Consider the following 25684-nt stretch of genomic DNA (forward strand, 5'->3'; position numbering starts at 1 on the left):
CGAGTCCTAAAAATGCGGCTTCCCGTTGTGGGCGTGATTGCTGACGAGACATTGCTTGACTCCTGGCGCAAGATTCACACGCACCTGCAGTTTATTCAATAGATGGTTCTACGCAAGCCCCGACACTTTTGCGGTATACTCATTTTCCCGGGCGCAGCTCACACCGTTTTTGCGCAGAGCGAAGCAAACACGCGCGGCATAATCCACAGTCTCGAATTTTACGCGCGCATGCGAAGCATCCACCGGCGCGGCGAAAGCCATTGCAGTTGCCGCATCCGCCCAAGCACACCCACCACCATCGGCGGCGCGAAGATGACCGCGACGAACATCATGTTGACCTGCAAACTTTGCATCACTTTGAAATTCCAAATCCATACGAAATTGGCGGCATACGACAATAACGCCGATGCTGTGAACACGACGAGCACACGGCGCGCGAGGGGATGGCTGACCCAGATGCCGAGAGTGAGGGGCCAAATCACAAACCAGGGCTGAAAGTGCATGCACGCGATTCCGAGATACGCGACGACCAGCCATGTGCTCAACACGATCAGCGAGTACGGTCGTTGCTGGCGCAGAAGCATCCGCAAGCTGAACGCGTACACCAGCAAATACGAAATAAACGACCCGATGATCGTCAATGCTTTAGCCGGTTTGTCGCCTATGCCAGGCAACAGCACGTTGTAGGCAAGCGAGGGAATCGCTAGCAGACTGTAGAAATTCGCTTCCTCCAACAATCCGACCGGCACTTGGAGAAATGGTAGGATAATCGCGCCGATGAACAACGCCGTGATGGCGGACGTCTTGATGAGGTAGGCGACCTGTTGGCGTCGTCCTTCCTGCGCGCGCCAACAATAGATCAGAAAAGGCAGAACCAATATCGCAGTGATATATTTGACGAGCACGGACGCGATGAGCACCGGAATGACCCAAGCCCACCGTTGGCGCACGAGGAGATAGATCGCGCCGAGCGCGAAAAACATCATGATGATACCATTATGCGTGTTGCCGGCGGCTTCGAACATCACCAGCGGGTTCCATGCGAAAAGCAGAGTGCCGATGAGTTGCTGACCAGGGTTTTTGTGTCGCAGCGTCGCGGCGATCACGAGCGCGCAACTCAGCAGAAATACAACCGGCAATCCGCGCATCAAGACGAGGTTCAACATCAGGTCATTGCCGGCGATCAAACTCCCCGGCACGGTGAGCAAAACCCACAGTGGACCGTACGGCGAAGGATGCCGCGCCCAATTCACCATTTTCAAGAACGGATCGCCCTTGAAAACGATTGGTGGAACGGCGAGTGGATTCTGTCCATAGTGCGTCAAGATCCGGCTGTGAAAAACGTACTCGAAGACATCCGTCGCGGTGATCGGATACATCGCGAGCAGGGTCACGGCAAAGAGCGCGGCAAACGCAATGATCAACCAGAGTAAGCGGTGATCGGAGGGGTGGCGGCTCACGATGCGCCAGGCGAGGAGATACAAAAAGAACGCGCCAAAAATCGAGATGAGGAAATCAATGAGCGACGCCTGACTCCAGTTCTGTGCGCGACCAAAGTCGGTGAGGAGGTGCCGCTCTAACATTCCTTGGAGCGGATAAGTCAACGTGAGATGAAGATAAGCAATCCAGCTAAACAAACCGACGACCACGATTTGGAGGAACGGATTGTGAAACCAGGCGGGGAATTTGAGGTGCGATTCGTTCATCGGCGTCCTTGACGATTTACATGTTCAATTCCATTTTATCGCGTCGCGTCGTGTTCGTCAATTTTTTCGTTTTCCTGATTTCAGTTGGACAACACCTTCGCCAAACGGAGTTTCGGACTTGCGAAGTTTTCAAAAACTTCGCAAGTCTTGAGCGGGCGAAATCATTATGGCGAAGATATTGAGTTGGACGGAACGGGTAGAAATGGTGCGGGCGGGATCAAATCGGAGATTCGATCCCGCCCGCTCGCGTTTGCCGCGATAGGTGTCACGTAGGTGAATGGTTCGACGTTGTTGTCTGGTTGCGATAACGATGTGTCTAAATTGTTCGAATGTAGATGAGATTATGGCTCGCGGCGCGCGCGCTTGATTACTTCATCTCCGTCATACCGGCTGGCAATGAGCCGTTCAGGTCTTTGAGCGAGAGTTGCAACAGCGCGACCGAGCGTTTGAAATTGTGCATGGCTTGCGCCTTGCCTTCGTTGCCGTTGCCGGTGTCCGTGCCCCACATCACGCCGTAGACAAGGCGGAAGTTGAACCAGGCACTGCGAAGTTTCAAGTCCGCGCCTTGCGGTAAGGTGGCGTACGGATAGCCCGTGTCCACTTTCTTAAAGCCCTTGGCTTCCAAGGTCTTCCATACGACGTTCAGCAAGCCCTTGACTTCGTCTTGCACGCCTTCGGTCTTGCCGTTGCCGTCATAGTCGGCTTTGGCGGTTAGGTTGAAACTCTTTTGATCGCCGTGGCACGACTTGCAGGACGCGGTGTAATCGAACTTGCCATCCGGGCTTTTGGTGTTGAATGAGTGTCCACCGACTTTGTCATAGTTCGCATCTTTTTGATCGCTGATGGGCGCCCACATGTGGCATGCGACGCACGGACCCGGAATGTTACCCTTGGTGTCTGCCGGCGAACTCCACAGGAACTTGGCGACATCAGGATTCTTGACCGCGTCGTAAGCGGGGTTCGCGACGGGCGCAACGCCAACGATTGTACCATGCGGCGAGTTCGGTACGGTCGCGCCGTAGGTAACGCCGCCGGTGTCGCTGATCAATTCCGCGATGCTACTATAGTGCGGGGTGCTTGTGGATGTGCCAGCAGCAAATGCTTCCGAGCTGACGCGGCTGTTGTGGCATTCAAAGCAGGTTGCCGAGAGACCGACTTCCTTGGTCACTTTGAACGGCAAGCCGACAAGTTGCGCGGTGCCGCTGATACGCAATTGCCACGCGTTCTTGTCGTCGTGCGGATCGTGGCAGGTCGCGCAAGAGATTGTTTGCTTTTCGTTTTCCCAGGCGGCAGGGTTGGTCGGGTTCTTGGTAAAGGTCACATAGCCCGCGCCTGAGTGGCAACGCACGCACGCTTGCTCGCCGATGCCTTCAATCGCGAAGGCGGGCGAGGTGCGATCGGCGTGACCGGCGTTCTTGAGTTGTTCGCCCTTGTCGTGGCGGCTCGAACCATTGTGGCAGATATTGCACACGCCTTCGTTAAAGCTGGTTGCCATCGTGGCTTCACCCTTGACGTGTCCACCGGCAGGACCATGGCATTGTTCGCATTGAATGTTCGCCATGTTTTTGACGGGAGCGGGTGCTTTGTCCCAGTTGCCACCGGCTTCGATTTCTTTCCAGGTTGGCATCTTCCAGCCGGCTTTGGTTGCCGCATCTTTGAATCCACCACTGCCCGCGCCGACGGGGGGCACAAAGTAACCCGTCACGTGACACGACACACAACTTTCAGTATAGTGCGTGGGCTTGACATCAATTTCTTCGGTAAAGATTTTGGCGTGACCGGTTTTCTTCCATTCGACGACCTTGGTCGCGTGGCAGGTTTCGCACTTGCCATCGGTTATGCCGACGAACGTGTTCGCGTACACGCGCACGCCGCCCACTTCACCGCCGCCACCCAGGTTGCAAGTGACGGCGAACCAACCGACCACATCGGGCGTGAACTTGGTTTGCTTGGTGTTGGTGAACGCAAGTGTCGCTTTGGATTCCGCCGGTTTGATCAACGACCACGCAGGCTTGCCAGGATTTTTGGCGTCATCCGATACGCACTGCGCGGTGACGGGCACATTGATCGGAACGTTATTCAAACCGGTCGTGCCCATCGCGATGGTGAGGTTGTACTCGCCCACCGCAGTGTCGGTCACGGTTTTGATCGTGCCGGTGATGACGTTTGGATCTTTGGTCGCGTTTGCCGCGACCGGAACGACGCTGACGACCGCGTTCGGCGGCTTGGGCGTCGGGGTTGGACCTTGCGCCGATACACTCTGCGGCGCGGACAACAGCATTAGCGCCGCAACGGCGATGAGCAAGGCAACCCCAGTGATCATGACGAGGGTCTTGATTTTGGACATGTGATCTCCTCACTGAGAGTAAATTGGGTTATCCGATTGACGTCTGTAGTCGGGATTGCTTCCTCTCCACTCCTCCTTTCGATTGCCAAGCGCGTCAGGGCATTCCCTCGTCAGAATGACCGCGACATTCTTGCCAGTATTTCGTCCAGCATCGGACGGTACGCACAGTGGTGCGTTTGAGCCGCAAACAAAAACGCGTCTCGTTTGCACGCGAATCATGCTCGCGCGCGCCATGACGAGACGCTCGGAAAATGCAACGGGCGCGACATTCGTCGTCGCGCTCAAATCACACACTTGCTCATATCCGAATATAACAAGCAGGAGTTCAAAAGTCAAATTCAGTCTGGTCAAAGAATGGTCAAAAGCGCGCGAAAAACGGGTCGAGCGGACTCGCTCGACCCGTTGGGAGACTCGCCAGGGGAGGGCTATTTCGGGGCGTGATAGTTCTTGGCTTTGGCTTTCAATTCGTCGTTGGTTTTGACGCTTGCTTTGCCGCCTTGAACATGGCACGACTTGCACGCAAAGTCGAGCGTGATTTGCGAAACGACTGCCTTGCCATCCGACGTGAATTGGGCGGTGGCTTCCGGATCAATCGCGAACATGTGCACGCGAATGTCGCCTACAAACTTGGCGGCATCCACGGACGCGCTCGAACCGATCATGCGCGGCATGTGGCAATCCGCGCACGCGACCTTGATCGCGAGGTGCGCGGCAGACGCTTGATTGCGCGCTTCCTTAAAGTGGCAGTTCTCGCACAACGTGCGCGTCGTTTGCTTGTTCGCTTGACGCAAGTGCACGACGCCTTGATGCGGATTGTGGCAATCCACGCACTTGAGCGAGAGGTGCTTGCTTTGATAGAATTCTTCGTACTGTTCGTGGTGATCTATCAAACCGCTCTTTGCATCAATGACCGTGATGTCGCTACGGCGGTGACACTTGCCGCACAACTCCGGATCGCGATCCACTTTCAGCGCGACGCCGTAGGGATTCGCGGCGTGCAAACTGCCGGGACCGTGACACGCTTCGCACTGGATCCCAGTTTCACTCCACGTGCCGACGATGCCAGGCAGATTGTCCTGACTGCCGGTCGGCTTGTAACCGGTCGTGTGGCAGGTACCGCAATCGTACTTCAAGTTCTTAGTGCCAGAGTTGTACTTGCTCCACGCCGCGTCTTTGCCAGCCGCGGGGTTGGTAAAGTTCCACTGGTTCAAATAATTCGTATCGCTGACGGTCGCGCCGGGTTTGTCTGTGATGATGTAACCCTGTTTATCCATAAAGCGATACTTCCAGTTGTAGCCGCCGATGACGTACGAAATGTCATTCCAGGTATATCCTTCTGGAAGTTTTTCGATTTTGGTAAAGGGCAGCGTGGGCGGTTTGCCATCTACGACCTTGTTCACTTTCCACGGGTGTCCCGATTTCATAAACGTGTCGTAGATGCCTTGATGACAGGTCTTGCAGGTTTCCGATTTGACGTATGTTGCGCCAAATGCCGGTCCCTGCGCGTCCGTCGGAAGTGCGAACAAGATTCCCGCGATGGTCAGAGTGACAATCGCGGAAATCAGAACGACGAGGGTTCTTGTGAGATTCATTAGAGTTCTCCTCTTTGATTTTGACTCATCCGCTCAATCGAACGAACCGGTGTAGTTGGGGCATGCCTCCTTTCTATGCGCCACAGGGTTCCCTCGTCAGAACTGGCGCGCGTGGTCCTGCGTCTTCTCGGGGCGCGCGCAAATAAAAAACGTCGCGATGAAACGCGCGCGCAATTCGCGCAAACGCCGCATCAGGACGTTGGGGGACGCAGAGAAAACGAAATGCCTTCCTCGGCATCGCGTTCTCATCGCAGTTTAATGTAACTCGCGGTGTGGGGGTAGGGACAAGTGTCCCGCTTATTTTGCCGTTTTGTCCCGGCGCCGCGCGGCGTTTGCTCAATTTGCATTCGTGCGTTAAAATAATTGTATCGGTGGTGACTGGTGGGCGAATTCTTTCAACTCAATCGCGAGATTGTATTTTTCATATACGGTCAGGCGTTCTTTGTGCTGGGCTTGGCGGTCGCGCTGCAATCGTTCAAGCATAGCGAGATCGCGTTGGCGCGACATCTGGGATTGCTCGCACTCTTTGGGATCGTGCACGGCGTCTACGAGTGGGGCGCGGTGTTCATTCCGATTCAACGCGCATATCTCTCCCCCGATGGAATCAACGCGCTCCGCTTGGTGCGTTTGCTCTTGGAAGCGATTTCGTTTTTTGCCTTGTTCCAGTTCGGCGTCGCGTTGAGCATGCCCAGCGCGCGCGCCGCGCCGCTGGGACTGTTTACGCTGTGGGCGCTGGTGGGCGCGGGCGCGCTCATCGTCGCGCCAATGGACTGGACGGAATCGTTCGATCTCGGCGATATTCTCGCGCGCTACTTGCTCGGCGTGCCCGGCGCGTTTGCCGCCGCGTGGGGCTTGAACCTCCAAGCGCGCCAAGCGCAACGCATGAACCTCGCGCGCATCGCGCGCTATTTTCGCGGCGCGGCATTCGCGTTCGCGGGGTACGGATTTCTCTGCGCCATCACACCGCGCGCGAATTTTTTCCCGGCATCGGTCCTGAATTACGATCTGTTCAATCAAAACCTGGGTGTCTCCGCCGCCGTCTTTCGCGCGCTGTGCGGCATTTCGATCGCGTACCTCATCATTCGCGGCTTGGAAATTTTCAGCGTCGAGACGGAGCACCAGTTGGAAGAAGCCGCGCAAACGCGCGCGGTCTCGGCGGACCGCGAGCGGATCGGGCGCGAACTCCACGATGGCATCATTCAAGCGTTGTACGGCGCGGGGCTAATGCTCGAAGATGCCGCGTTGTCGCTCGACGGGCACGCGCCGCCGGCGAAAGAAAAAATCAATCACGTCATCGGCATGTTGAATCAAACGATTCGCGACCTGCGTAGTTACATTCTCGACTTGCGGCGCGAGACCGGCGCGACCGATTGCGCCGCCGATCTCGGCGAACTCGCGCGCGCGTTTCGTTTGCAAACACTGGTTGACGCCGAGTTGCGCGTCATCGGTACGCGTCGCGATGAACTGACCACGGCGCAGAAAAAAGAAATGCTCGCGATTGCGCGTGAAGCATTGATCAACGTCGCCAAGCACGCGCGCGCCACGCGGGTCAACATCACGTTGACGTACCTTCCAGACGCGGTCGAACTGCAAATCGCGGACAACGGCGTCGGCTGGCAGACCAAACCCAGTCCTGCGCCCGGGCAGGGACAGGGTTTGACGAATATGCGCGAACGCGCCGAGCTCATCGGCGCGCAGCTGGCGATTCAGGCAGAACCTAATCAGGGCACGATAGTGCGCGTGACGGCGCCGCTCACGCGCCAGAAGGAACAGGATGGCGCTGCGAATTCTACTCGTTGACGATCACGAAGTTGTACGGATCGGTTTGCGAACTCTGCTCGCGCGCCACGCCGATTTTGAAATCGTGGACGAAGCGTGTAACGCAATGCAAGCCATCGAAAAAGCGGCGCGGCTCAAGCCGGACGTGGCGTTGCTGGACATTCGCCTGCCCGATCAGAGCGGCATCGAAGCGTGTCGCGCGATCATCGCGCAATCGCCGCAGACGCGCGTGGTGATGCTTACGTCCTACGCCGAAGACGAAATGCTGTTCGATGCGATTGCCGCCGGCGCGTCGGGCTATGTGCTCAAACAAATCGGCAGTGGCGCGCTCGTGGACGCGCTGCTCGCGGTCGGGCGCGGCGAATCGTTGGTGGATCCGACGTTGATGCAAAAAGTGTTTGCGCGCGTCCGCGAGACGGCGCGCCGCGCGGAGACGCACGCGTTCGCCAAATTGAACGAACAAGAAATCAAAATTCTCGCGCACATCGCGGCAGGCAAGACGAATCGCGAAATTGCTGCCGCCGTTTTCCTCAGCGAAAAGACTGTCCGCAATTATGTCAGCGCGATCCTCAGCAAATTGAATCTCGCCACGCGCGCCCACGCCGCGGCGTACGCGGTGACACATCGCATCGGCGACTATGTGCGCGCGGAGTAGCCCTCGCGTTAAATCGAAAACACAGCCATGCTACCTCCTGTGCCTCTCGCAAAACGACGCGATCTGTTCGATGTCGCCGCGCTATTTCTGAAACTCGGTTTGACTGCATTCGGTGGACCCGCCGCGCACATCGCGATGTTGCGCGCTGAGACCGTGCATCGCCGCAAGTGGGTGGACGAACAACGCTTTCTCGATCTGCTCGGCATGGTCAATCTCATCCCCGGACCGAGTTCCACCGAGTTGGCGATCAGTCTCGGTTTTGTGCGCGCGGGTTGGCGCGGCTTGATTCTTGGCGGCGTGTGTTTTATCCTCCCCGCGATGCTGCTCGTTCTCGCGCTGGCTTGGATGTACGTGCAAGTGGGTGCGCTGCCCCAGGTTGGTGCGGTGTTGTACGGCATCAAGCCGGGCGTGATCGCGATCATCCTTCAAGCATTGTGGAATCTGGGACGAACCGCGGTCAAGGGTTGGCTGACCAGTGTCGTGGGGGTTGTCGTTTTTGTCGCGTACCTGCTCGGCGCAAATGAACTCGTGTTGTTGATCGCCGGTGGATTGGTCGTGATGGCAAGCCGAAACCTGGGACGCGTCGGGCGCGCGCAGCTGGTTTATTTGCCAGCATTGGGCAGTGCGTCGCTTCTCGGACTGGTTGCGACGCCGTTCAGTTTGGGTGTACTGTTTCTGACTTTTCTCAAAATCGGCGCGGTGTTGTTTGGCAGTGGCTATGTCTTGCTGGCTTTTCTCCGCGCGGATTTTGTCCTGCGCCTGGGTTGGCTCACCGACCAACAATTGATTGATGCCATCGCAATTGGGCAAGTGACGCCCGGTCCGGTTTTTACCACGGCGACTTTTATCGGTTATCTCGTCGGTGGTCTCCCTGGCGCGTTGTTGGCGACGCTGGCTATTTTTCTTCCATCCTTCATTTACGTGGCGATCATTTATCCACTCGTTCCGCGTCTGCGCGGTTCGACATGGGCAGGTGGATTTCTCGATGGCGTCAATATTGCCGCGCTCGGGTTGATGGCGGCGGTCACGCTCCACCTCGCGCGCGCCGCGTTAGTTGACCCGCTCTCGGTTGGATTGGCGCTCGCGGCACTGCTCCTCATGTTTCGATTTCAAGTCAATCCGACGTGGGTGATCGGATTGGGGGCAAGCATCGGACTGATTACCGGATTGTGGCGCGGCGGATGAACGCGATTCACAAACCCAAGATTGTGCTATAATCCCTGCACTGGAGGTAGACCATGTTTGTCTCGCGTGAAGAATTGGAACAACTCGAACTGGCGCGCCTCGCGCCCTACGGCATGCCCAGCCGCGCTTCGCGCGGACGTAAATATCCCGACCCCGAACACCCCTATCGCACCGCGTTCCAACGCGACCGCGACCGGATCATTCACACGACCGCGTTTCGCCGGCTCGAATACAAGACCCAGGTGTTTGTCAATTACGAAGGCGACTATTATCGTACGCGGCTCACACACTCGCTCGAAGTCGCGCAGATCGGCAAGACCTTTGCGCGCGCGCTCGGCGCGAACGAAGACCTCACCGAAGCGATTTGTCTCGCGCACGATCTCGGTCATCCGCCGTTCGGTCACTCGGGCGGCGATACGCTCAACGCATTGATGAAAGAACACGGCGGGTTCGATCATCAAGTTCAATCGCTCCGCATCATCGAGGAATTGGAAGAACGCTATGACGATTATCCTGGCTTGAATCTCACGTACGAAGTGCGCGAAGGGATTGCCAAGCACGAAACCGAGTACGATGTTGTGAATCCCACCGAGTACAATCCGCTCGAAGCCGCGACGATTGAAGCGCAATTTGCGAGTGCGGCGGACGAAACCGCGTACAGCACCGCCGATCTCGACGACGGCTTGCGCGCCGGTATTCTCGATCCGCGCGATCTGCCCACGATCGAGTTTTGGCAAGAGTGGTGCGCGCAAACCGGCGCGTGCGAAGATCGTTTTACGGATTTAATGCGCCACCGCTTTGTCCGCTGGCTGGTCAATTTGCAAGTGACTGATTTCGTGACGACGACCGATGCGCGGTTGCGCGCAAAGCAAATTGATTCGGTCGCCGCGTTGCGCGCGGTGGGCAAGCCGATCACGGCGTTTTCCGACGAGGTGACGCGCAAGAATCGTGTGCTCAAAGATTATCTGATGGAAAATTTCTATCGCCACTATCGCGTCGCGCGCATGGCGGCGAAAGCCGAGCAAGTGCTGGAGGGTTTGTTCACGGTGTTTATGGAAAACCCACGTGTGCTACCCAAGTCGGTGCGCGCCAAAGTCAACCTTCGCCCCTTGCCGCGCGTCGTGTGCGATTACATCGCCGGCATGACCGACCGTTTCGCGCTGCAAGAGTACCTGCGTCTGTTCGACCCAGGTGTTCAGGTTTGATGGGCTGTAACGCAAATTTCCAATTTGCGAAAAAAACACTATACAATCAATGGAGATTGGGATGAACTCACAATTCGCCGAACTCAAAATTCGCTTGACCGAAATCGCCGACCTGAACAAAATCGGCGCGGTGCTCAGTTGGGATCAGCAAACGATGATGGCGCCGAAAGGCGCGGCGGTGCGCGCCGAACAAATGGCGACGCTCGGTCGTCTCGCGCACGCGAAATTTACTTCGGACGAAATTGGCAAACTGCTCGACGATCTGCGCGAGTACGAAGCCACCTTGCCGTTCGATTCGGACGATGCAAGTTTGATTCGCGTCGCGCGCACGGATTACGAAAAGCAACGCGTCGTGCCGACCGAACTGCGCGTCGAAATGACGCGCGCGGCGTCGTTGGGACAAATGGCATGGGCGGAAGCGCGCAAGCAATCCGATTTCAAATTGTTTCTGCCGCACCTCGAAAAGAACGTCGCGCTCAAACATCGCTACGTCGAGTGCTTCCAGCCGTACGATCACGTCTACGATCCCTTGCTCGACGATTTCGAGCGCGGGATGAAAACCGCCGAAGTCAAGACGATTTTCGACGCGCTCAAAAAAGAGTTGATTCCACTCATCGCGCAAATTCGCGAACGCGCGGACGCGGTGAGCGACGCGTGCTTGCACGGACATTTTCCAATTGACCAGCAACGCGAGTTTGCGCTCAACGTCGTCGAACGCTTTGGCTTTCGTTCGGACTCGTGGCGACTCGACCCAACGGTGCATCCATTCGCGAGCAATTCCGGCATCACCGACATTCGCATCACGACGCGATACTATGAAGATTTTATCAACCCTTCGCTATTCGGTTCGATGCACGAGTGCGGTCACGGCTTGTACGAAAACGGAATTGATCCCGACTTGGAACGTTCGCTCCTTGCACGCGGCGTGTCGAGCAGTTTGCACGAATCGCAAAGCCGCATGTGGGAGAATCTCGTCGGGCGTAGTCGCGCGTTCTGGACATTCTTTTATCCGAAAATCCAAGCGACGTTTCCCGATCAACTCAAACACGTCGAGATGGAAACGTTCTATCGCGCGGTCAATCGCGTGCACCCGTCGTTCATCCGCGTCGAAGCGGACGAAGCGACGTACGGTTTGCACATCATCGTGCGCTTTGAACTCGAACAAGAAATTATGCAAGGCGCGCTCGCGCTAAAAGATATTCCCGAAGCGTGGAACGCGCGAATGAAACAATACCTGGGAGTGGATGTGCCCAACGACGCGCAGGGTTGTTTGCAAGATGTGCATTGGTCGGTGGGGTTGCTGGGTTATTTCCCGACGTATCAGCTCGGCAACATCGTCAGCGCGCAGATTTGGGAAAAAGCGCTCGCGGACATTCCCGATTTGTATACCCAGTTCGAGCACGGCGAGTTTATGGTGTTGCGCGAGTGGCTGCGCGAGAAATTGCATCGGCACGGGCGCAAGTTCACGCCGCAAGAAACCTTGCAACGCGTCGTCGGCGCGCCGATGGACGTTGCGCTGTACATGCGGTATCTCAAAACCAAGTTTGGCGAAATCTACGAACTCAAGTGACGAGTGACGAGCGGCGAGTGATGTAATGAAAGTGTTTTGCGTCAATGCCCTTGCCATCCATCACGACGCCAAGTCGTCAATTGGGCGGCTGAGAGGAGCAGGGATACCCGATGAAAACACAGACAATCCGGGCATGGAGCAGAATACTCCTGCTGTTCCTCGTGACAATTCATCTGGTCACCTGGTATGTCCTGGGTACACACGCCGTCGGCAGTATCGGAATTGAAGCCCTATTTTCTGGACTTTCGCGGGGCGTATTGAATACTGGATTCGTGTTTTGGATGTTGGTCTTGATGTCCGTACTGCTCTTTGGACGAGCATTCTGCGCCTGGTTCTGTTGGTTTGGAGGTTATCTCGATTTGGTTGAATGGGGTATCGGCGACAAACTTAAATTCAAGCTTCCGCACACGTTGCCCTTACATTTGGCGGTGATACCCTTTGTCGCGCTGTTCGCGAAAGTGTACGGCAGTCTGTTGGTAAATTGGCTCAATGGCGTTCCCGCCACGCTCACATTTAACGCGGCGGACACCGAACCTTGGGGCGGGCAACAAACGGGTATTTCGATATTGATTACTTTTGTTCTTTATGGACCAGTCCTGCTTTACTTTTTCGGTCGGCATGCCTGGTGTCGCTACTTGTGCCCGATTGGTGCGTTGTTGAAGATTTTCAACAGAATCGGGATCGGCAAAGTACGCTTGGTGAATCAGGAATGTAATGGCTGTGGAAAATGTAATCGTTTGTGTGAAATGCAGGTAGATGTTTTAGGCAACCTCAAAGATCATGGTCAGGTAAATAGTGCGGACTGTATTCGTTGCCTAAAATGTACCGATGGATGCCCTACAGGTGCAATCGCTTTTAGGATGCAGCGGGAGAAGGGTGTCTCATTGAACGCCGATGCGGCGAGTAGAGCTGTCAAGACGTCTTTCAAACGCCGGCGCAAGTCAGCGTTTGACATGACGGTTGCAGTACTGTGGATTGGCGTAACGATCTTCTTCACGTTCACCGCGCGCCAGGGCGCTCCCCAGGAACTAAAAGTTACCATGGCAGCTGGACTATTACTGGTATGTTATGGATTGGTGTGGATGATGCAAAAAGGGTGGTATCGTTTCGGGAGAAAAGGACGGGAGACTTGGTGAATTCCTTCCACACACGACACGGTTTTTAGACATGATTCGCTTGAAACGACTGTACGCTCACAACTTTAAACAACTGCAAGAAATCGAATTACGCTTTCCCGATCACGCGCGCGTGCTCGTGCAAGGAAAAAACGAAGCCGGCAAGTCCACGCTGTTCGAAGCGATTTTCTTCGCGCTCTTTGGCAGCGCGCTCGCGACCGAGACCGGCGCGCGCGGACTGGACGACCTGATTCGGTACGATGTCGAGAAAGCGCGCGTCGAATTGGACGTGCAATTTGGCGCGCGCGTCTTGAGCATCAAGCGCACGATTGTGCGCGGCAAATCGAACACCTGGGAACTCGACGTGGCAAACGACGGTCAGCCGCTGGAAGAAATTCGCGGCAACACTGCCGTCAATAAACGCCTCGTCGCCGAACTCGGCTTCGACGGCGACGCGTTGCTCAATACCTGTTTCGTCGAGCAAAAGAAGCTCGAAAAACTCGAAGGGCTGAGCCGCGCCAAGCGCGAAGAATCGCTCGCGAAATTATTGAACCTCGATCAACTCGTCGCGCTCGAAGGCGATTTGAAAATTCGCGCGGAAGACAAGCAGCTGCTCGACCGCTTGAAGAAACGCGCCGATCTCGCGGATATCCAAGCCGATTTGCCCGCGCAAGAACTCGCGTTACGCGCCGTCGAAGAGAAACTGCAATTGATTGACCTGAGTCGCTCGGTCTCTGGCGCGGTCGAAGAGACGCGTGCGGTCGCGCAATTGGATGCGACGATTCAAACGCAAAATGCCCGGCGCGCGCATCTCGCGCAACAGGTCGAGCGGATTGACGCGCTCAAGCAAGCGATGCTCGCGGTCAAAGAGGCGCGCGACGCGGTCGAGCGCACGTCCGATAACGCGCGCGAGATCGAACGACTGAAACAAGAGCAGAACGACGCGCAACGCGCGGCGGATTCCGCGCCGCAACTTGTCGCACGCGCCAACACACTCGCGCGGCTCGAACGGCGGCTCAAACGACTAGATTCCATTCGCGCGACGCGCGACGCGGCGCAACAACGCGCCGCGCAAATCGCGATCGTCGAAACGCGCGCGCGCGAACTCGACGCGACGATCACGCGCGAAGAAGCATCGCTCGCGCAAGCCGAGGCGCGCGTGCGCGAGTACGCCATCGGCGACGCGCTGGGCGAGTGGATCGCCGCGCGCAACGAACTGTCCGCGACGACGCGCGTCGCAACCGATCTCGCGGACAAGCGATCCGCGCGCGATGATTTGGCGCGCCGGTTTCGCACTGAGACGTACGGCTTTGCCGCTGTCTTGCTTGCGTTGACTGTCGCGACGATTGCCGCGCCGGCTAGCGTGTTATCGTTGGCTGGCGCAAGCGCGGTGACGACCGCGATTATGTTCGGCGCGATATTTTTCGTGCTCGCGGCAATCGTCGTGATTATGTTTGCGCTCCGCGCGATGACCTTGTGGCGCGACCTGTCGCGTGCGGCGGAGGCGTTGGGGCAGGTCGAGGGCGAGGCGCACGCGGAGCAATCTGCAGTCCAAGCGCGTCAGGCGCGCGTACAAAATGCGGAGGCGCGTCTCGCGCAAATGGATGTCGCGATTCCGGAGACGGTTGACCTCGCGCATACCAAGCGCGTAATGATCGCGCGCGAGATGGAGAATAAGACGGCGGACGAATTGCGGGCGGACGCGCAAGCCGCGCGCGAGCGATTGACGAACGCGCGCGCGGTGCTCGGCGAACTGCAAAAACAAAACGCGTTTGCGGGCGAACCACGCGTCGCGCGGGAACAGTGTGAACGCGTCGCGCAAAAGGCGAACGCGATTCTCGCGCGCGGGCAAGCGCGCCTTCACGAAACGGCGAACACTTCGGGCGTCGCGCCGGAGGCGAACGCATTGCAACGCGCGCGTTTTCAAATTGACGCGGAGCTCGCACAGATTCAACGTCGCGTAAACGACGCGACGCGATTCGCGCAAGACATCGCGCGGCGCGAACAGCAAACGCAAACGTTTTTTGCTCAAGCGCGTGAGGCGTACGAACGCGCGCGAGTCGTCAAGCCGGATGCGGCGGAATGGAATTTGGAATTAGAAGCGGGAAATTATAACGGTTTTGGCAAAGAGTTGCGCGCGGAGTACGACGCGCTTGGCGGCGAAGCCGTCGTCAAGCAAGCGCGCGACCTCGAAGGCGAACTGGGTCGGCGGCAGGGCGAACGCGCGACGCGCGCGCGCAACGCGGCGATCCTGGTCGCGCAGGTGCGCGATCTGGTTGGCGCGGCGAATTTATCCGAGACGCCCACGCTTGCCGAACTCGAACAACTTGCCGCGCGCGTGCAATCGCTCGACCTGGGCGATGAAGCGGCGCTGCGTTTGCACCAACGCGAACTCGTGGGGCGCGTGCATTCGTTGCGCGATCGGCAAACGCAACTCGCGCGTGAACTGGCGTGGGCAGGCGAGCCGCTCGACCCAGCCGCGTGTCGCGCCGAGTGGCAAGACAAGATGCGTGAGTCGCTCGTGCGCGAGCGCGGCGTCGAAATCGTGTCGCTCGCGCGGCGGCGCATCGTGCAAAAGGTCTTGCCCGCGACGATGGATTACATGCGGCGGATTCTGCCGACGATCACGCGCGACCGTTATCACGACGCGCAACTGGATGCGGAATCGTACAAGATTCAGGTGTGGGACGAACGCGCGAACGCGTTCAAGGAAAAGAATATCTTTAGCGGCGGCACGCGCGATCAATTCTCGCTCGCGTTGCGCCTGGCGTTCGCGCTCGCGACGATGCCGCAAGAACGCGGGAGCGCGCCGTCGTTCATCTTTCTCGACGAGCCGCTTGGTTCGTTCGACGACGAACGCGCGGACGCGTTGATCTATTTGCTGACCGAAGGTGAAATCGCGCGCGCGTTCGACCAGATTTTTCTCATCAGTCACGTGCATGTGGACGAGCGTTTGTTCACGCATCGCGTTGTGATGGAGAATGGACGCGTGGCGGCGACCGACCTGCCAGTGAACAGTGAACACTGAATACTGAATACTCTACTTGGAATGAGATGGTTAGAACACTAAACGCAACTCGCTACATTACGCCGCTGCGCGAGGGCGGCTCGATGCCGGCGATTGTCGAAACTGACGACGGCGGACAGTACGTGATGAAATTCGTCGGTGCGGGGCAAGGGCGCAAGGCGTTGATCGCGGAATGGATCGCCGGCGAAATCGGTCGCGCGCTCGATTTGCGTGTGCCCGATCTCGCGTTCATCGAATTGGATGCCGCGTTCGCGCCTTCGGAACCGGATCCGGAAATTTACGATCTGCTTCGGATGAGCGTCGGCTTGAACCTGGGTCTGCGTTACTTGCCTGGCGCGTTCGCGTTCAACCCGGTGCTCAAGCCCGCGCCGGACGCGGAGCTGGCGTCGCGCATCGTGTGGTTCGACGCATTTGTGACGAACATTGACCGCACCGCGCGGAATACCAATTTGCTCTGGTGGCAAAAAGAGTTGTGGTTGATTGATCACGGCGCGTCGCTGTACTTTCATCATCGCTGGGGCGATCATCTTGGCGCGAGCCGCACCGCGTTTTCGCTCGTCCAGGACCATGTGTTGCTCCGTTGGGCGAGCGCGTTGAGCGACGCGGACGCGTTCGCGCGCGCGCGTTTGAATCAAGATACGTTTCAGCAGATTGTGGCGCGCGTGCCGGACGCGTGGCTAGGCGATGAGCCCCAGTTTGCGAATTTGACCGAGCATCGCCGCGCGTACGTCGAGTTTTTGGTCAATCGGTTGGAATCCTCCGCGATTTTTTTGCAAGAGGCGAAAGATGCCCGCGCGCGACGCGTTTGAGTACGCGATGATTCGCATTGTGCCGCACGTCGAACGCGAGGAATTTCTCAATGTCGGCGTGATGCTGTTGTGCCGCGCGCGGCAATTCTTCGATGCGCGGATTCATTTAGATGCCGCGCGTCTCGCCGCGCTCGCGCCGGATTTCGACGTACAGGAAACGCAACGCCATCTTGACGCGATTCCGCACATCATCGCCGGCGATGCGCAGGCGGGTGAACTGGCGGCGCTTTCGCAAAGCGAACGATTTCGGTGGCTTGCCGCGCCGCGCAGTACCGTCATTCAAGTATCGCCGGTGCACGGCGGCTTGACAGATGATCCACGCGCCGAGTTGGACCGGTTGTTCAAGGAGATGGTGGAATAGAGCATAGTCCAATTTCATTTACGGCGTGTGCTGTATTCAAGACCTGACAGTGCCATAAACGCGTCAGGCATTTGCTCTAAAGACCTGGGCGGTTTCACGAAACCGTCCAGGTCTTTAGACGACGGCGGGTGGAGATGATTTTTTGACCGCATCGCGAACACGTGTATAATCGCGGCGGAGGTTCACGATGACGTCACAACAGAGAAACATTTTGACCGCGCTCGTGATTGGAAATGTATTGCTGTTTTGTTGCCTTGCTCCGGTGGGGTACTTTGTCGTAAGTCAGCCACCCGGCACTGATCCAATGCAAGCGGCGTCGGCGTTGGCTCAGTCGTTTTTGCCGGCGACGCCAACGCCGCGCGCCACATTTACGCCAACGCGCCCGGTACCCACACCGACGCTCGCGCCGGGTTGGAAACTCACCCCGATCACGTCAGACAAGTTTGCGATCGCGACCCCGCCGACCTGGGAAGTCAAAACATTGACTCCGTCCAACCTCGCGGCGCAGTTTGACGAAATCGCGAAAAAGAATCCGCAGCTTGCCAGTTCACTCAAAGGGCAATCCACCGAGGTCGTTGCCAAGATCAAGTTCATCGGGTACGAAACATCCGCCAATGTGACTCGCGAAGGATTTATGCCGAACGTGAATGTGATTCACGATGTCGAGAAAACCGATTTGACCTTGGATGATTGGATCAAGGCGTCCGAAAAAGAACTTACCGCGTACAAACCCAGTATTCGTCGGATGAGAAGCGCGGCAGGCGAGATAGTCGAGATCAAATTTACCTTGCCGATGAAACTCGCGAATAATCAAACGGTGAACCTGGCTTCGGCGCAATATCTGATTTTGCGTGGGCGCGATTCGTACGCGATCAGTTGCGTTTCACTCGACAAGCAAGCTGCGACGTACTTGCCGCTCTGCGAGAAAATCGGGCTGAGTTTTCGGTGGATGAATTGATGGAGGACTGAAAAGACCCTTTGGGTTTCTCAAACCCAAAGGGTCTTTTTAATTACGCCAGTTGCGCCGCGAGTTGAATCGCTTGCCACGCGGGCGCGGGTTGAATTTTCTTCTGTTTGACCTTGCCTTTGTTGCCGCCGTAAATTCGTTCGGCAGTGTGCCAGCACACGTTCGCGCGCGCGGTCTCGGTCAGTTGATCGAGGAACACATCGTACCGTTGCAGTTCGGGACCGAGCCGCTCGAATTTCGTCACGAGGTCGGAGCCGAGCATGATCCGGTCGCTGTACTTTTCGGTGAGCGCGAGCCAATCGGGGCTGGGCACGCCGTTCGGCGCGATGACGACATCGTACACGATCCACGAATAATCCACGCAGAGCTGCGGGTACGCTTCGAGCAAACGCTCGACCATTTGATAGTAGAACGGCACGTTCACGCGACGTGACATGCCGCAGTGTGCGAAAACAAATCGCGTGCGCGGAAATTCGCGCAATGCCTCTTCGAGTTCGTGCAAGTACGTCGGGTGATCGTTCTTGGTGACGGACGTGACGTTTTGATGCAACAACACCGGCAGATCGTGATCGGCGGCGAATTGATAGATGGGCCACAACGCTTTGTGATTTGCGCGCGGATTTTCGCCGTACGTGAACGCGGTGAGGTCGTCGTGCCGCAACAAGATTTCACCGATGCCGCTCCACACCTCCGGGTATTGTTCGTACAATCGTTCGATGTGGCGCAGCGCGTACCGATCCACCGGGTTGAATCCGCAAATGAGCGGATAGATGCGCGCTTGTTGTGCGGGCGCGAGTTGGCGGTACAGCTCGGCGACGATCACATCGGTGTACCCATAATAGTAACACGGTGAATCGTTCGCGAGATAATAGTCGGGCGCTTCGCGGTCGTACTCGGTCCACACTTTTGATACCGGCAAACCGAACACCACCGTCTTGCCGATGTTCGCTTGATCCATGTATTGCAATAGCGCCTCGCCGCCCGGCGTTTCCTGGATGAAATTGACGACGTGCAAATGCGCGTCGATCATTTTGTATTTGCTACCGCGCAATGGCGCGAGCGACCCAGGTTTGCTCGCATTGCGCGACCACGTTGAAATTTGTTCATGCGGCATACGGCACCCCCAGTTTTTCCGCGAGCAGTTTGCCTTCTGCTGGTTCGAGCCGTTGCCACAAGTATTCCCAGTCGCGCGGGTTGCCGATGAGCGCGACGATTCGTTCGCGCGTCATCTCGCCGAGCAGTCGCGCGCTGAGGTCGGTGGGCAGCGCGCGCAACAGCAATGCGAGATCAATCCCATCGCGCAGGAGCGCGCTTGCGTTCGCCCACCCGATGCGGTCGAGCAGGTCGCGTTTACCGTTCGCGTCGAGCGCGTTCAGCACGACCGCGAGATCTAACGCGTGGCGCATCACGCGGCGGAGGTGTGGCGTGCCGATCAACTCGATGGCTTGCTGGTCGCACTCGCCGTACAGCCATTCGAGAATCTCGGCGAGTTCTTCGGCGGTCGGAACGAGCGCGCGCAATCCGTCGCCGCCGAGCGTCGTCAGCATTTTGCGCTCGACGGCGACGACTGCCATCGTCGCGAAAATATCGCGCAGGAAACGCGCCTCGCGAATGACGCCGGCGAGCCGCGCGCCAATCGCGTCAATCAAAAAGATTTGATCGTCGGGCGAGAGCGAGGTGAGCGTGCGCGCGAATCCTTGCGGTCCGCCCATAATGTCCGCGAGATGAATTCGCAATTGCGCCAACACGTCGCGGTCGCGCTGACCTTGCAACACGTCGAGCGCGATGGCGAGTTCGCCCGCTGTGCCGATGTGCGTGGTCTCGCCGTCAATCGTGACGGGATACCGGTTGATTTGCATAATCCCTCCTCGAATTTGCAATGCGCCTTTGATAGCCGATTGCGCGTGATTTGTCAAGAGGCGGGGGGGAATTTTGGGACGCGGACTCTTCGCGCGCGGACAAATACGGATTGTTTTGAGTTGGATGGGATGAGGAAATGAAAAGACCTTCGCGGTGAGTGACTCGAAGGTCTGACTGTTAAAAGGTGCGATATGCTTGCCCGCCAATTACCGCCGCCGTCGCGGCTGGTTAGGGGAGGTGGTTTACGCTGGCAAACGTGTGTATCGCAAGATACCTTTCACATTTCCTTCAATCAACTCAACTCAACCCCCACCGCTAGCAACTGCGCGATGATGTCCCGATGAATCGGGATGCCATCGCGCAGATTTATTTCGCGCGTTTGCCAACTGCGGTCGCCGGGAAACGTAATGTCCAATCCAGGTTCGGCGTCGCGCAACCACGCGGCAAGTTGCTCGAATTTGTTCGCGAGTTGTTCGCGTGTACTAAACGCATCCGGGTCGAGTGCGATAAAAAGTTTGCTCGTGTTCGGGTCAAGTCCAGAGTGGTCAATCGCGACAACCTCTTGCGAAAGCATCATCCCCGATAGCGCGCCAGTGAGCAGTTCCATCATCACCGCCAGCCCCGTGCCCTTGTGATCGCCGAACGGCAACAGGCGACCGCTCGCGAGAATTTCTTGCGGGTCGTTCGTTGGATTGCCGTCCTTGTCCAAGCCCCAGCCCGTTGGCGCGTCCTTGCCTTCGCGCGAAAACGTTCCCACTTTGCCGAGCGCGGCTTGGCTCATCGCAAGGTCGAGCACGACCGGTTCGCGTTGTCCGCGCGGCACGCCAATCGCAAGCGGGTTGTTGCCGAGCAATGGTCGCGTCGAATTCCAACCCAGCATGTTCGGTACCGCGTTCGTCATGCAAATGCCAATCGCCCCGGCTTGCGCGGCACGGTACGCATACGCGAACGCGCGTCCCCAGTGCGTCACACGCGTCGCCATGCACGCGCCGATGCCAAACAATTTTGATTTTTCGACCGCGCGATTCATCGCTTGGAGCGAAACGAATCGTCCAGGTCCATTGTCGCCGTCGAGCACGCACGTTGCGCCGCGTTCGCGCGTGAGCGTGATGCTGGGATTGGCGCTCGCCCTGCCTTCGTGAATCGCGCGCACGAGACCGGGCAACATGCGAACGCCGTGTGAAGGCACTCCCATCAAATCTGCTTCTGCCATTATCTCGGCTTCGATTTGCGCGATGTGCGCCGGCACGCCGGCGTGTTCTAGCGCACTGCGAATCGCGGCGATGAGGTTGGAGTGATTGATACGAATTTCGTTACTCATTTTTGGGAACGGGACGCGGACCCTGGCACTTGCGTTCCCGCCAGGGCAAGTGTGAACGCGGATGAACGCGGATAAAAAATAAAATCCGGATTTTTCCGCGTTCATCCGCGTCCTGACTAGATTTTTACTCGCACGCCTTGCTCGGCGGAGTGATACGCGGCTTGCATCACGCGCCAGACGGCGACGGCTTCTTCGCCGGGGAGCGGTGACGGTTCGCCGCGCAACATGCGCGGCACGAGCGCGGCGACGAGTTCGCTGTGCATCACGCCAATGCGCGAAAATTGCATCGGCTCCGCGTCGTGTCCTTTGCGATACAAGACCAACTTGCCATCCACGAGCGAAGACACGCGAATGCTTCCCTCGGTGCCAAAGATGTCGAATTCATTTGTCGAGACCGGCGTGCGTCGCGTGACGAGGAGCGACACGAGCGCGTCGTTGTCGAGCCGCATGTCCACGCCGACGGTGTCGTCCGTTTCGAATCCACTGGCGGTGGACGAGCACAGCGCGACGACCTCGCGCGGTTCGCCGAGCAAGTAACGCACGAGGTCAACCCAGTGCGCGCCGACGTTCGCGAGTGCGTCGCCGCCGGATTTCTCGCGCGACAAGAGCCACGCGCGTTCATTGTCGCCGCTGAACCAATCGCTCACGCCGATGCGCGCTTGCACGATGCGACCGATCGCACCTTCGTGTACAAATTTCTTGATGGCTTGCGTGATCGCCCAGTATCGGCGATAGTACGCGACCGTCAGTGGCACGCCGTTCTTTTTGCACACGTCCACACACGCTTGCGCTTGCGTGGTTGTGACGCCGAGCGGCTTTTCACTCAAGACGATTTTCTTGGCGCGCGCGGCGAGTGCGACGTGTTCGGGATGCAAATAGTGCGGCGACGCGATATACACCGCGTTCACATCGGGATCGTTGACGAGCGATGCTGCGTCGGTGTACCAACGCTTCGCGCCGTGTCGCGTGGCGACCTCGTGCGCTTTATCTATGCTCGTTCGCATGACGGCGGTAAGTTCAGAGTGCGGCGTTTTGTAGAGCGCGGGACCACTCTTGTACTCGAACACATTTCCCGCGCCGATGACACCCCAGCGGATGGTTTCTAGTGACATTGTTGCTCCTGACCCCTGCCTAACCCTCCCCTTAGCAAGGGGAGGGAAGGGTGGGGTTGTCCTTATGTTTCCTGCACATCCAGCACGATCTTGATCGTATCGGGTTGGTCGGAGTCGGCTTGCGCGAACGCGCGTGTAATATCGCGAATCGGCATTTGATGCGTGACGAGCAATTCGGGATGCAGGATGCCTTTCGACATCATTCGAATCGCGCGCGGAAATTCGCCACACGTCACGCGCGACGCGATGAGTTGCGCTTCTTTGATGACGAGCGTCTTGAAATGCACCGGCGAAAGTTGTTCGCCGAGTCCGCACGCGACGATGCGACCCGCGGTGCGAATCATCTTGACCGCTTGTTGCAGCGGCGCGTCTTGACCGGGGAATTCGTGATAATGCCCAATCGTCTCGATGACAACATCCACGCCCGCGCCCTGAGTGATTTCGTTCACGCGCGCAACTGGGTCTTGGTCATGCACATTGATCGCGTAATCCGCGCCGAGTTTGCGTGCGGTCTCCAAGCGGAACGGTTGAAAATCGGTGACGATGGTGAGACCGGGGCTGACGCTGTGGCACAACACATCGAGCACCGAGAGACCTAGTTTGCCTGCACCCAGGATCACAACACTCTCACCCGGTTGAACCAAGCCACGTTGCAGGACGTGATGACCCAGCCCGTACATCTCGACCATCGGCGCGAATTTCATCGGCACGTTATCCGGCAGGGCGAACACATGGCTCGCGGGAATCGCGGTGTATTGTCCAAAGCCGCCGTCGAGATCAACGCCGAACAATTTCAGCGTGCGGCACGCGTTGATATGTCCCGTCAAACACGCGGTACACGCGTGACACGATACAATCGGATCAACGACGACGCGGTCGCCCGGTTTGAATCGCGTCACATTCTTGCCGACCTCGCGCACAATGCCGCCATACTCGTGTCCTTGAATCGCGGGAAACTTGACGCGGCTATGAAACTCGCCGCGATAGATGTGCACGTCCGTGCCGCAAATTCCGGCGAATCCCGTTTCGATGAGCACATCGTCTGGCGCAACGCGCGGGTCGGGCGCAGCGCCGACGCGAATGTCACGATCATTGTAGAGAACGCCTGCCTTCATTTTCGACTCCTATCTTGGAAATTTTGGTTCTACTCAATCCAATGTTGCGAAGGCGCTTGCGCGAAACCTCGCAAGGATGAACAATTGGGAATTTTGACCAAATTGTGTATTGAAGCACTGCGCTGATTGTGCTATATTGTAAATCGCTGGACGACATTATCGTATAGTTGCCTCGGTGTTTTTCAAACGCGCATTTGTGCCTTGATTGTAGGACATTTTGCGCGATTTGTCCATTGCTAAATCAGTCAAAATCCAAATTGGAAGGAGAATCGCGATGAATTATTTTGAATCTGTGCCGAGCGCCAGAGGGCTGAATCGCTTGCCGAGCAACGCGTGCCAGTTGCTCGATATGGAATTGCTCATCTTGAACGACGGCGAAAAATTCCAATCCGCGAGTGGCAACCGCGAGATTTGCGCGGTGATTCTCGGCGGCAAGGCGACGTTTGAAGTGAACGGTCAGACGTTTGCGAACCTGGGTGCGCGACCGAATGTATTTTCCGGCAAACCGTACTCGGTCTACATTCCCTGCCTGGCGAACTTTACGATCACCGCGCATGGTCGCGTCGATATCGCGTTGCCTAGCGCGCCGAGCAACCTCGATACGAACGCATACGTGATTCCGCCGGAACGCGTCGCGAGCGGAGTCTGGGGCGCGGCGAATTTTTCGCGCAACTATCATCAAATCCTCACGCTCGCCAGCCAATCCGATTTGCCGGCGCAACGCTTGATCGTCGGCGAAACGTTTACGCCGTCCGGCAATTGGAGCACGTTCCCGCCGCATCGTCACGAAAAAGACGATCTCCCGCGCGAAGCGTACCACGAAGAAATGTATTTCTTTAAGGTGAATCCCGGCGACGGCTTCGGTATGACGCGTTATTACAACGATGAACTCGACACGGGTTACATCGTGCGCGACAATACGATTTTGATGGCGCCGAAAGGATATCACACCGTCACGAGCGCGCCGGGGTACACGACGTACTATCTCTGGTTCCTCGCCGGCAATCATCGCGTTCAAGCGACGGCGGACGACCCGGCTTATGCCTGGGTCAGTAAAACCGTGCCCATGTTAAAATCGTTGGGACACTAGCGTAAAGGATGAAAGCAGAAGGATGAACGCTTCGCGTGAATTTTCTTCGTTTCATCCTTCATCCTTCATCCCTCATCCTTTCTGGAGTGAAAAATGATTCTCGATCAATTCAAACTCGATGGCAAGGTCGCGTTCGTCACCGGCGCGGCGCAAGGGCTGGGGCATGGATACGCGATTGCGCTCGCGCAAGCCGGCGCGGACATTGTTGCGCTCGATATTTCGGATGTGACGGAAACTGGAAAAGCGATCACGGCGCTCGGTCGGCGCTTTATGCCGGTCAAGTGCAATTTGCGCGAAGCATCCGTGGCTGACTTGAACAAAATCGTCGCCGACATCACCGCGCAGCTGGGACGACTCGATATTCTCATCAACAACGCGGGCATCATTCGCCGCGCGCCCGCGCTCGAGTACAGCGAAAAAGACTGGGACGATGTATTGACGATCAATTTGCGTTCCGTCTTTTTCCTTTCGCAAGCCGCGGCGCGGCAAATGGTCAAGCAAGGCGGCGGCAAGATCATCAACATCGCTTCGATGCTATCGTTCCAGGGCGGCATCCTCGTGCCGTCGTACACCTCGACTAAAAGCGCGGTGGCTGGGTTGACGCGCGCGCTCGCGAACGAATGGGCGAAGCACAACATCAATGTCAACGCGATTGCGCCAGGTTACATGGCGACCGAAAACACTGCGCCGCTACGCGCGGATGCCGCGCGCAGTCAATCTATTCTCGACCGCATTCCCGCCGGGCGTTGGGGCGAAGCGACTGATCTGCAAGGTATCGTCGTGTTCCTCGCGTCTGCTGCATCCGATTACATGCAAGGCGCGATTGTGCCGGTGGATGGCGGGTGGCTGGCGCGTTAAGTTCCCTCA

At 57.4% G+C, this 25684-nt stretch carries 20 protein-coding genes; 12 read left to right on the top strand and 8 right to left on the bottom strand.

Going from position 1 to position 25684, the window contains the following annotated elements; translation table 11 throughout:
• Positions 1-218: 218 nt before the first annotated feature.
• From HY868_05595 to HY868_05605, 3 genes are all read right to left on the bottom strand, one after another.
• Complete coding sequence (locus HY868_05595; GenBank protein ID MBI5301591.1) at positions 219-1706, bottom strand: hypothetical protein; 1488 nt, start codon at positions 1704-1706, stop codon at positions 219-221.
• A gap of 367 nt (positions 1707-2073) precedes the next feature.
• The gene (locus HY868_05600; GenBank protein MBI5301592.1) at positions 2074-4053 is read right to left on the bottom strand and encodes a hypothetical protein; all 1980 of its coding nucleotides are present in this window, start codon (positions 4051-4053) and stop codon (positions 2074-2076) included.
• Positions 4054-4478: 425 nt separating this feature from the next.
• Complete coding sequence (locus HY868_05605; protein ID MBI5301593.1) at positions 4479-5645, bottom strand: cytochrome c3 family protein; 1167 nt, start codon at positions 5643-5645, stop codon at positions 4479-4481.
• A gap of 381 nt (positions 5646-6026) precedes the next feature.
• Here HY868_05605 and HY868_05610 point away from each other — a divergent pair, with 381 nt between their 5' ends.
• The 10 genes from HY868_05610 (at position 6027) to HY868_05655 (ending at position 18310) form a co-directional block, all read left to right on the top strand.
• Positions 6027-7445 (top strand): sensor histidine kinase, encoded by a 1419-nt coding sequence (locus HY868_05610; GenBank protein ID MBI5301594.1) that lies wholly within the window; start codon positions 6027-6029, stop codon positions 7443-7445.
• A complete protein-coding gene (locus HY868_05615) occupies positions 7420-8079 on the top strand; it encodes a response regulator transcription factor (GenBank protein MBI5301595.1) in 660 nt (219 codons plus the stop codon). The genes HY868_05610 and HY868_05615 overlap by 26 nt, the downstream gene beginning before the upstream one ends.
• Positions 8080-8106: 27 nt before the next feature.
• Complete coding sequence (gene chrA, locus HY868_05620) at positions 8107-9264, top strand: chromate efflux transporter (protein MBI5301596.1); 1158 nt, start codon at positions 8107-8109, stop codon at positions 9262-9264.
• Between the two features lie 53 nt (positions 9265-9317).
• Positions 9318-10469, top strand: a complete 1152-nt coding sequence (locus tag HY868_05625; protein MBI5301597.1) for a deoxyguanosinetriphosphate triphosphohydrolase — start codon at positions 9318-9320, stop codon at positions 10467-10469.
• Between the two features lie 61 nt (positions 10470-10530).
• Complete coding sequence (locus tag HY868_05630) at positions 10531-12039, top strand: carboxypeptidase M32 (protein ID MBI5301598.1); 1509 nt, start codon at positions 10531-10533, stop codon at positions 12037-12039.
• A gap of 110 nt (positions 12040-12149) precedes the next feature.
• Positions 12150-13175, top strand: a complete 1026-nt coding sequence (locus HY868_05635; protein MBI5301599.1) for a 4Fe-4S binding protein — start codon at positions 12150-12152, stop codon at positions 13173-13175.
• Between the two features lie 31 nt (positions 13176-13206).
• Positions 13207-16182: an AAA family ATPase gene (locus HY868_05640; protein ID MBI5301600.1), complete on the top strand. Its 2976-nt coding sequence runs from the start codon at positions 13207-13209 to the stop codon at positions 16180-16182.
• A 26-nt stretch (positions 16183-16208) separates the two neighbouring features.
• Entirely contained in the window at positions 16209-16991 is a 783-nt protein-coding gene (locus HY868_05645; protein MBI5301601.1) for an aminotransferase class I and II, read from the top strand.
• Complete coding sequence (locus HY868_05650) at positions 16969-17352, top strand: DUF3037 domain-containing protein (GenBank protein MBI5301602.1); 384 nt, start codon at positions 16969-16971, stop codon at positions 17350-17352. Before HY868_05645 ends, HY868_05650 begins: the two co-directional genes overlap by 23 nt.
• A 187-nt stretch (positions 17353-17539) precedes the next feature.
• Positions 17540-18310 (top strand): hypothetical protein, encoded by a 771-nt coding sequence (locus HY868_05655; protein MBI5301603.1) that lies wholly within the window; start codon positions 17540-17542, stop codon positions 18308-18310.
• A gap of 52 nt (positions 18311-18362) precedes the next feature.
• Here HY868_05655 and HY868_05660 read toward each other — a convergent pair whose 3' ends face one another.
• The 5 genes from HY868_05660 to HY868_05680 all read right to left on the bottom strand — a co-directional run bounded on the left by HY868_05660 (position 18363) and on the right by HY868_05680 (position 23727).
• Positions 18363-19433, bottom strand: a complete 1071-nt coding sequence (locus tag HY868_05660) for an amidohydrolase (protein MBI5301604.1) — start codon at positions 19431-19433, stop codon at positions 18363-18365.
• On the bottom strand, positions 19423-20178 hold the full coding sequence (locus tag HY868_05665) for a hypothetical protein (GenBank protein MBI5301605.1): 756 nt from the start codon (positions 20176-20178) through the stop codon (positions 19423-19425). The genes HY868_05660 and HY868_05665 overlap by 11 nt, the downstream gene beginning before the upstream one ends.
• A 293-nt stretch (positions 20179-20471) precedes the next feature.
• Entirely contained in the window at positions 20472-21500 is a 1029-nt protein-coding gene (locus HY868_05670) for an Ldh family oxidoreductase (GenBank protein ID MBI5301606.1), read from the bottom strand.
• Positions 21501-21616: 116 nt separating this feature from the next.
• Positions 21617-22612, bottom strand: coding sequence for a Gfo/Idh/MocA family oxidoreductase (locus tag HY868_05675; GenBank protein MBI5301607.1), 996 nt, complete (start codon positions 22610-22612; stop codon positions 21617-21619).
• A 62-nt stretch (positions 22613-22674) separates the two neighbouring features.
• Entirely contained in the window at positions 22675-23727 is a 1053-nt protein-coding gene (locus HY868_05680; GenBank protein ID MBI5301608.1) for an alcohol dehydrogenase catalytic domain-containing protein, read from the bottom strand.
• A gap of 274 nt (positions 23728-24001) precedes the next feature.
• On the opposite strand from HY868_05680, the gene iolB reads away from it, so the two are divergent.
• The gene (gene iolB / locus HY868_05685; GenBank protein MBI5301609.1) at positions 24002-24817 is read left to right on the top strand and encodes a 5-deoxy-glucuronate isomerase; all 816 of its coding nucleotides are present in this window, start codon (positions 24002-24004) and stop codon (positions 24815-24817) included.
• 93 nt (positions 24818-24910) lie between these two features.
• Positions 24911-25675: a 2-dehydro-3-deoxy-D-gluconate 5-dehydrogenase KduD gene (kduD, locus tag HY868_05690; GenBank protein ID MBI5301610.1), complete on the top strand. Its 765-nt coding sequence runs from the start codon at positions 24911-24913 to the stop codon at positions 25673-25675.
• Positions 25676-25684 lie beyond the last annotated feature (9 nt).

This window comes from Chloroflexota bacterium (assembly GCA_016219275.1).
Lineage (GTDB): Bacteria > Chloroflexota > Anaerolineae > UBA4142 > UBA4142 > JACRBM01.

Bases quoted from the DNA above. Each gene is read 5' to 3' on its own strand.
- HY868_05595 (MBI5301591.1), bottom strand. From the start codon at position 1,706: ATGAACGAATCGCACCTCAAATTCCCCGCCTGGTTTCACAATCCGTTC.
- HY868_05660 (MBI5301604.1), bottom strand. From the start codon at position 19,433: ATGCCGCATGAACAAATTTCAACGTGGTCGCGCAATGCGAGCAAACCT.
- HY868_05675 (MBI5301607.1), bottom strand. From the start codon at position 22,612: ATGTCACTAGAAACCATCCGCTGGGGTGTCATCGGCGCGGGAAATGTG.
- HY868_05630 (MBI5301598.1), top strand. From the start codon at position 10,531: ATGAACTCACAATTCGCCGAACTCAAAATTCGCTTGACCGAAATCGCC.
- HY868_05650 (MBI5301602.1), top strand. From the start codon at position 16,969: ATGCCCGCGCGCGACGCGTTTGAGTACGCGATGATTCGCATTGTGCCG.
- HY868_05665 (MBI5301605.1), bottom strand. From the start codon at position 20,178: ATGCAAATCAACCGGTATCCCGTCACGATTGACGGCGAGACCACGCAC.
- chrA (MBI5301596.1), top strand. From the start codon at position 8,107: ATGCTACCTCCTGTGCCTCTCGCAAAACGACGCGATCTGTTCGATGTC.
- HY868_05640 (MBI5301600.1), top strand. From the start codon at position 13,207: ATGATTCGCTTGAAACGACTGTACGCTCACAACTTTAAACAACTGCAA.
- HY868_05605 (MBI5301593.1), bottom strand. From the start codon at position 5,645: ATGAATCTCACAAGAACCCTCGTCGTTCTGATTTCCGCGATTGTCACT.
- kduD (MBI5301610.1), top strand. From the start codon at position 24,911: ATGATTCTCGATCAATTCAAACTCGATGGCAAGGTCGCGTTCGTCACC.
- HY868_05655 (MBI5301603.1), top strand. From the start codon at position 17,540: ATGACGTCACAACAGAGAAACATTTTGACCGCGCTCGTGATTGGAAAT.
- HY868_05615 (MBI5301595.1), top strand. From the start codon at position 7,420: ATGGCGCTGCGAATTCTACTCGTTGACGATCACGAAGTTGTACGGATC.
- HY868_05635 (MBI5301599.1), top strand. From the start codon at position 12,150: ATGAAAACACAGACAATCCGGGCATGGAGCAGAATACTCCTGCTGTTC.
- HY868_05600 (MBI5301592.1), bottom strand. From the start codon at position 4,053: ATGTCCAAAATCAAGACCCTCGTCATGATCACTGGGGTTGCCTTGCTC.
- iolB (MBI5301609.1), top strand. From the start codon at position 24,002: ATGAATTATTTTGAATCTGTGCCGAGCGCCAGAGGGCTGAATCGCTTG.
- HY868_05645 (MBI5301601.1), top strand. From the start codon at position 16,209: ATGGTTAGAACACTAAACGCAACTCGCTACATTACGCCGCTGCGCGAG.
- HY868_05680 (MBI5301608.1), bottom strand. From the start codon at position 23,727: ATGAAGGCAGGCGTTCTCTACAATGATCGTGACATTCGCGTCGGCGCT.
- HY868_05625 (MBI5301597.1), top strand. From the start codon at position 9,318: ATGTTTGTCTCGCGTGAAGAATTGGAACAACTCGAACTGGCGCGCCTC.
- HY868_05670 (MBI5301606.1), bottom strand. From the start codon at position 21,500: ATGAGTAACGAAATTCGTATCAATCACTCCAACCTCATCGCCGCGATT.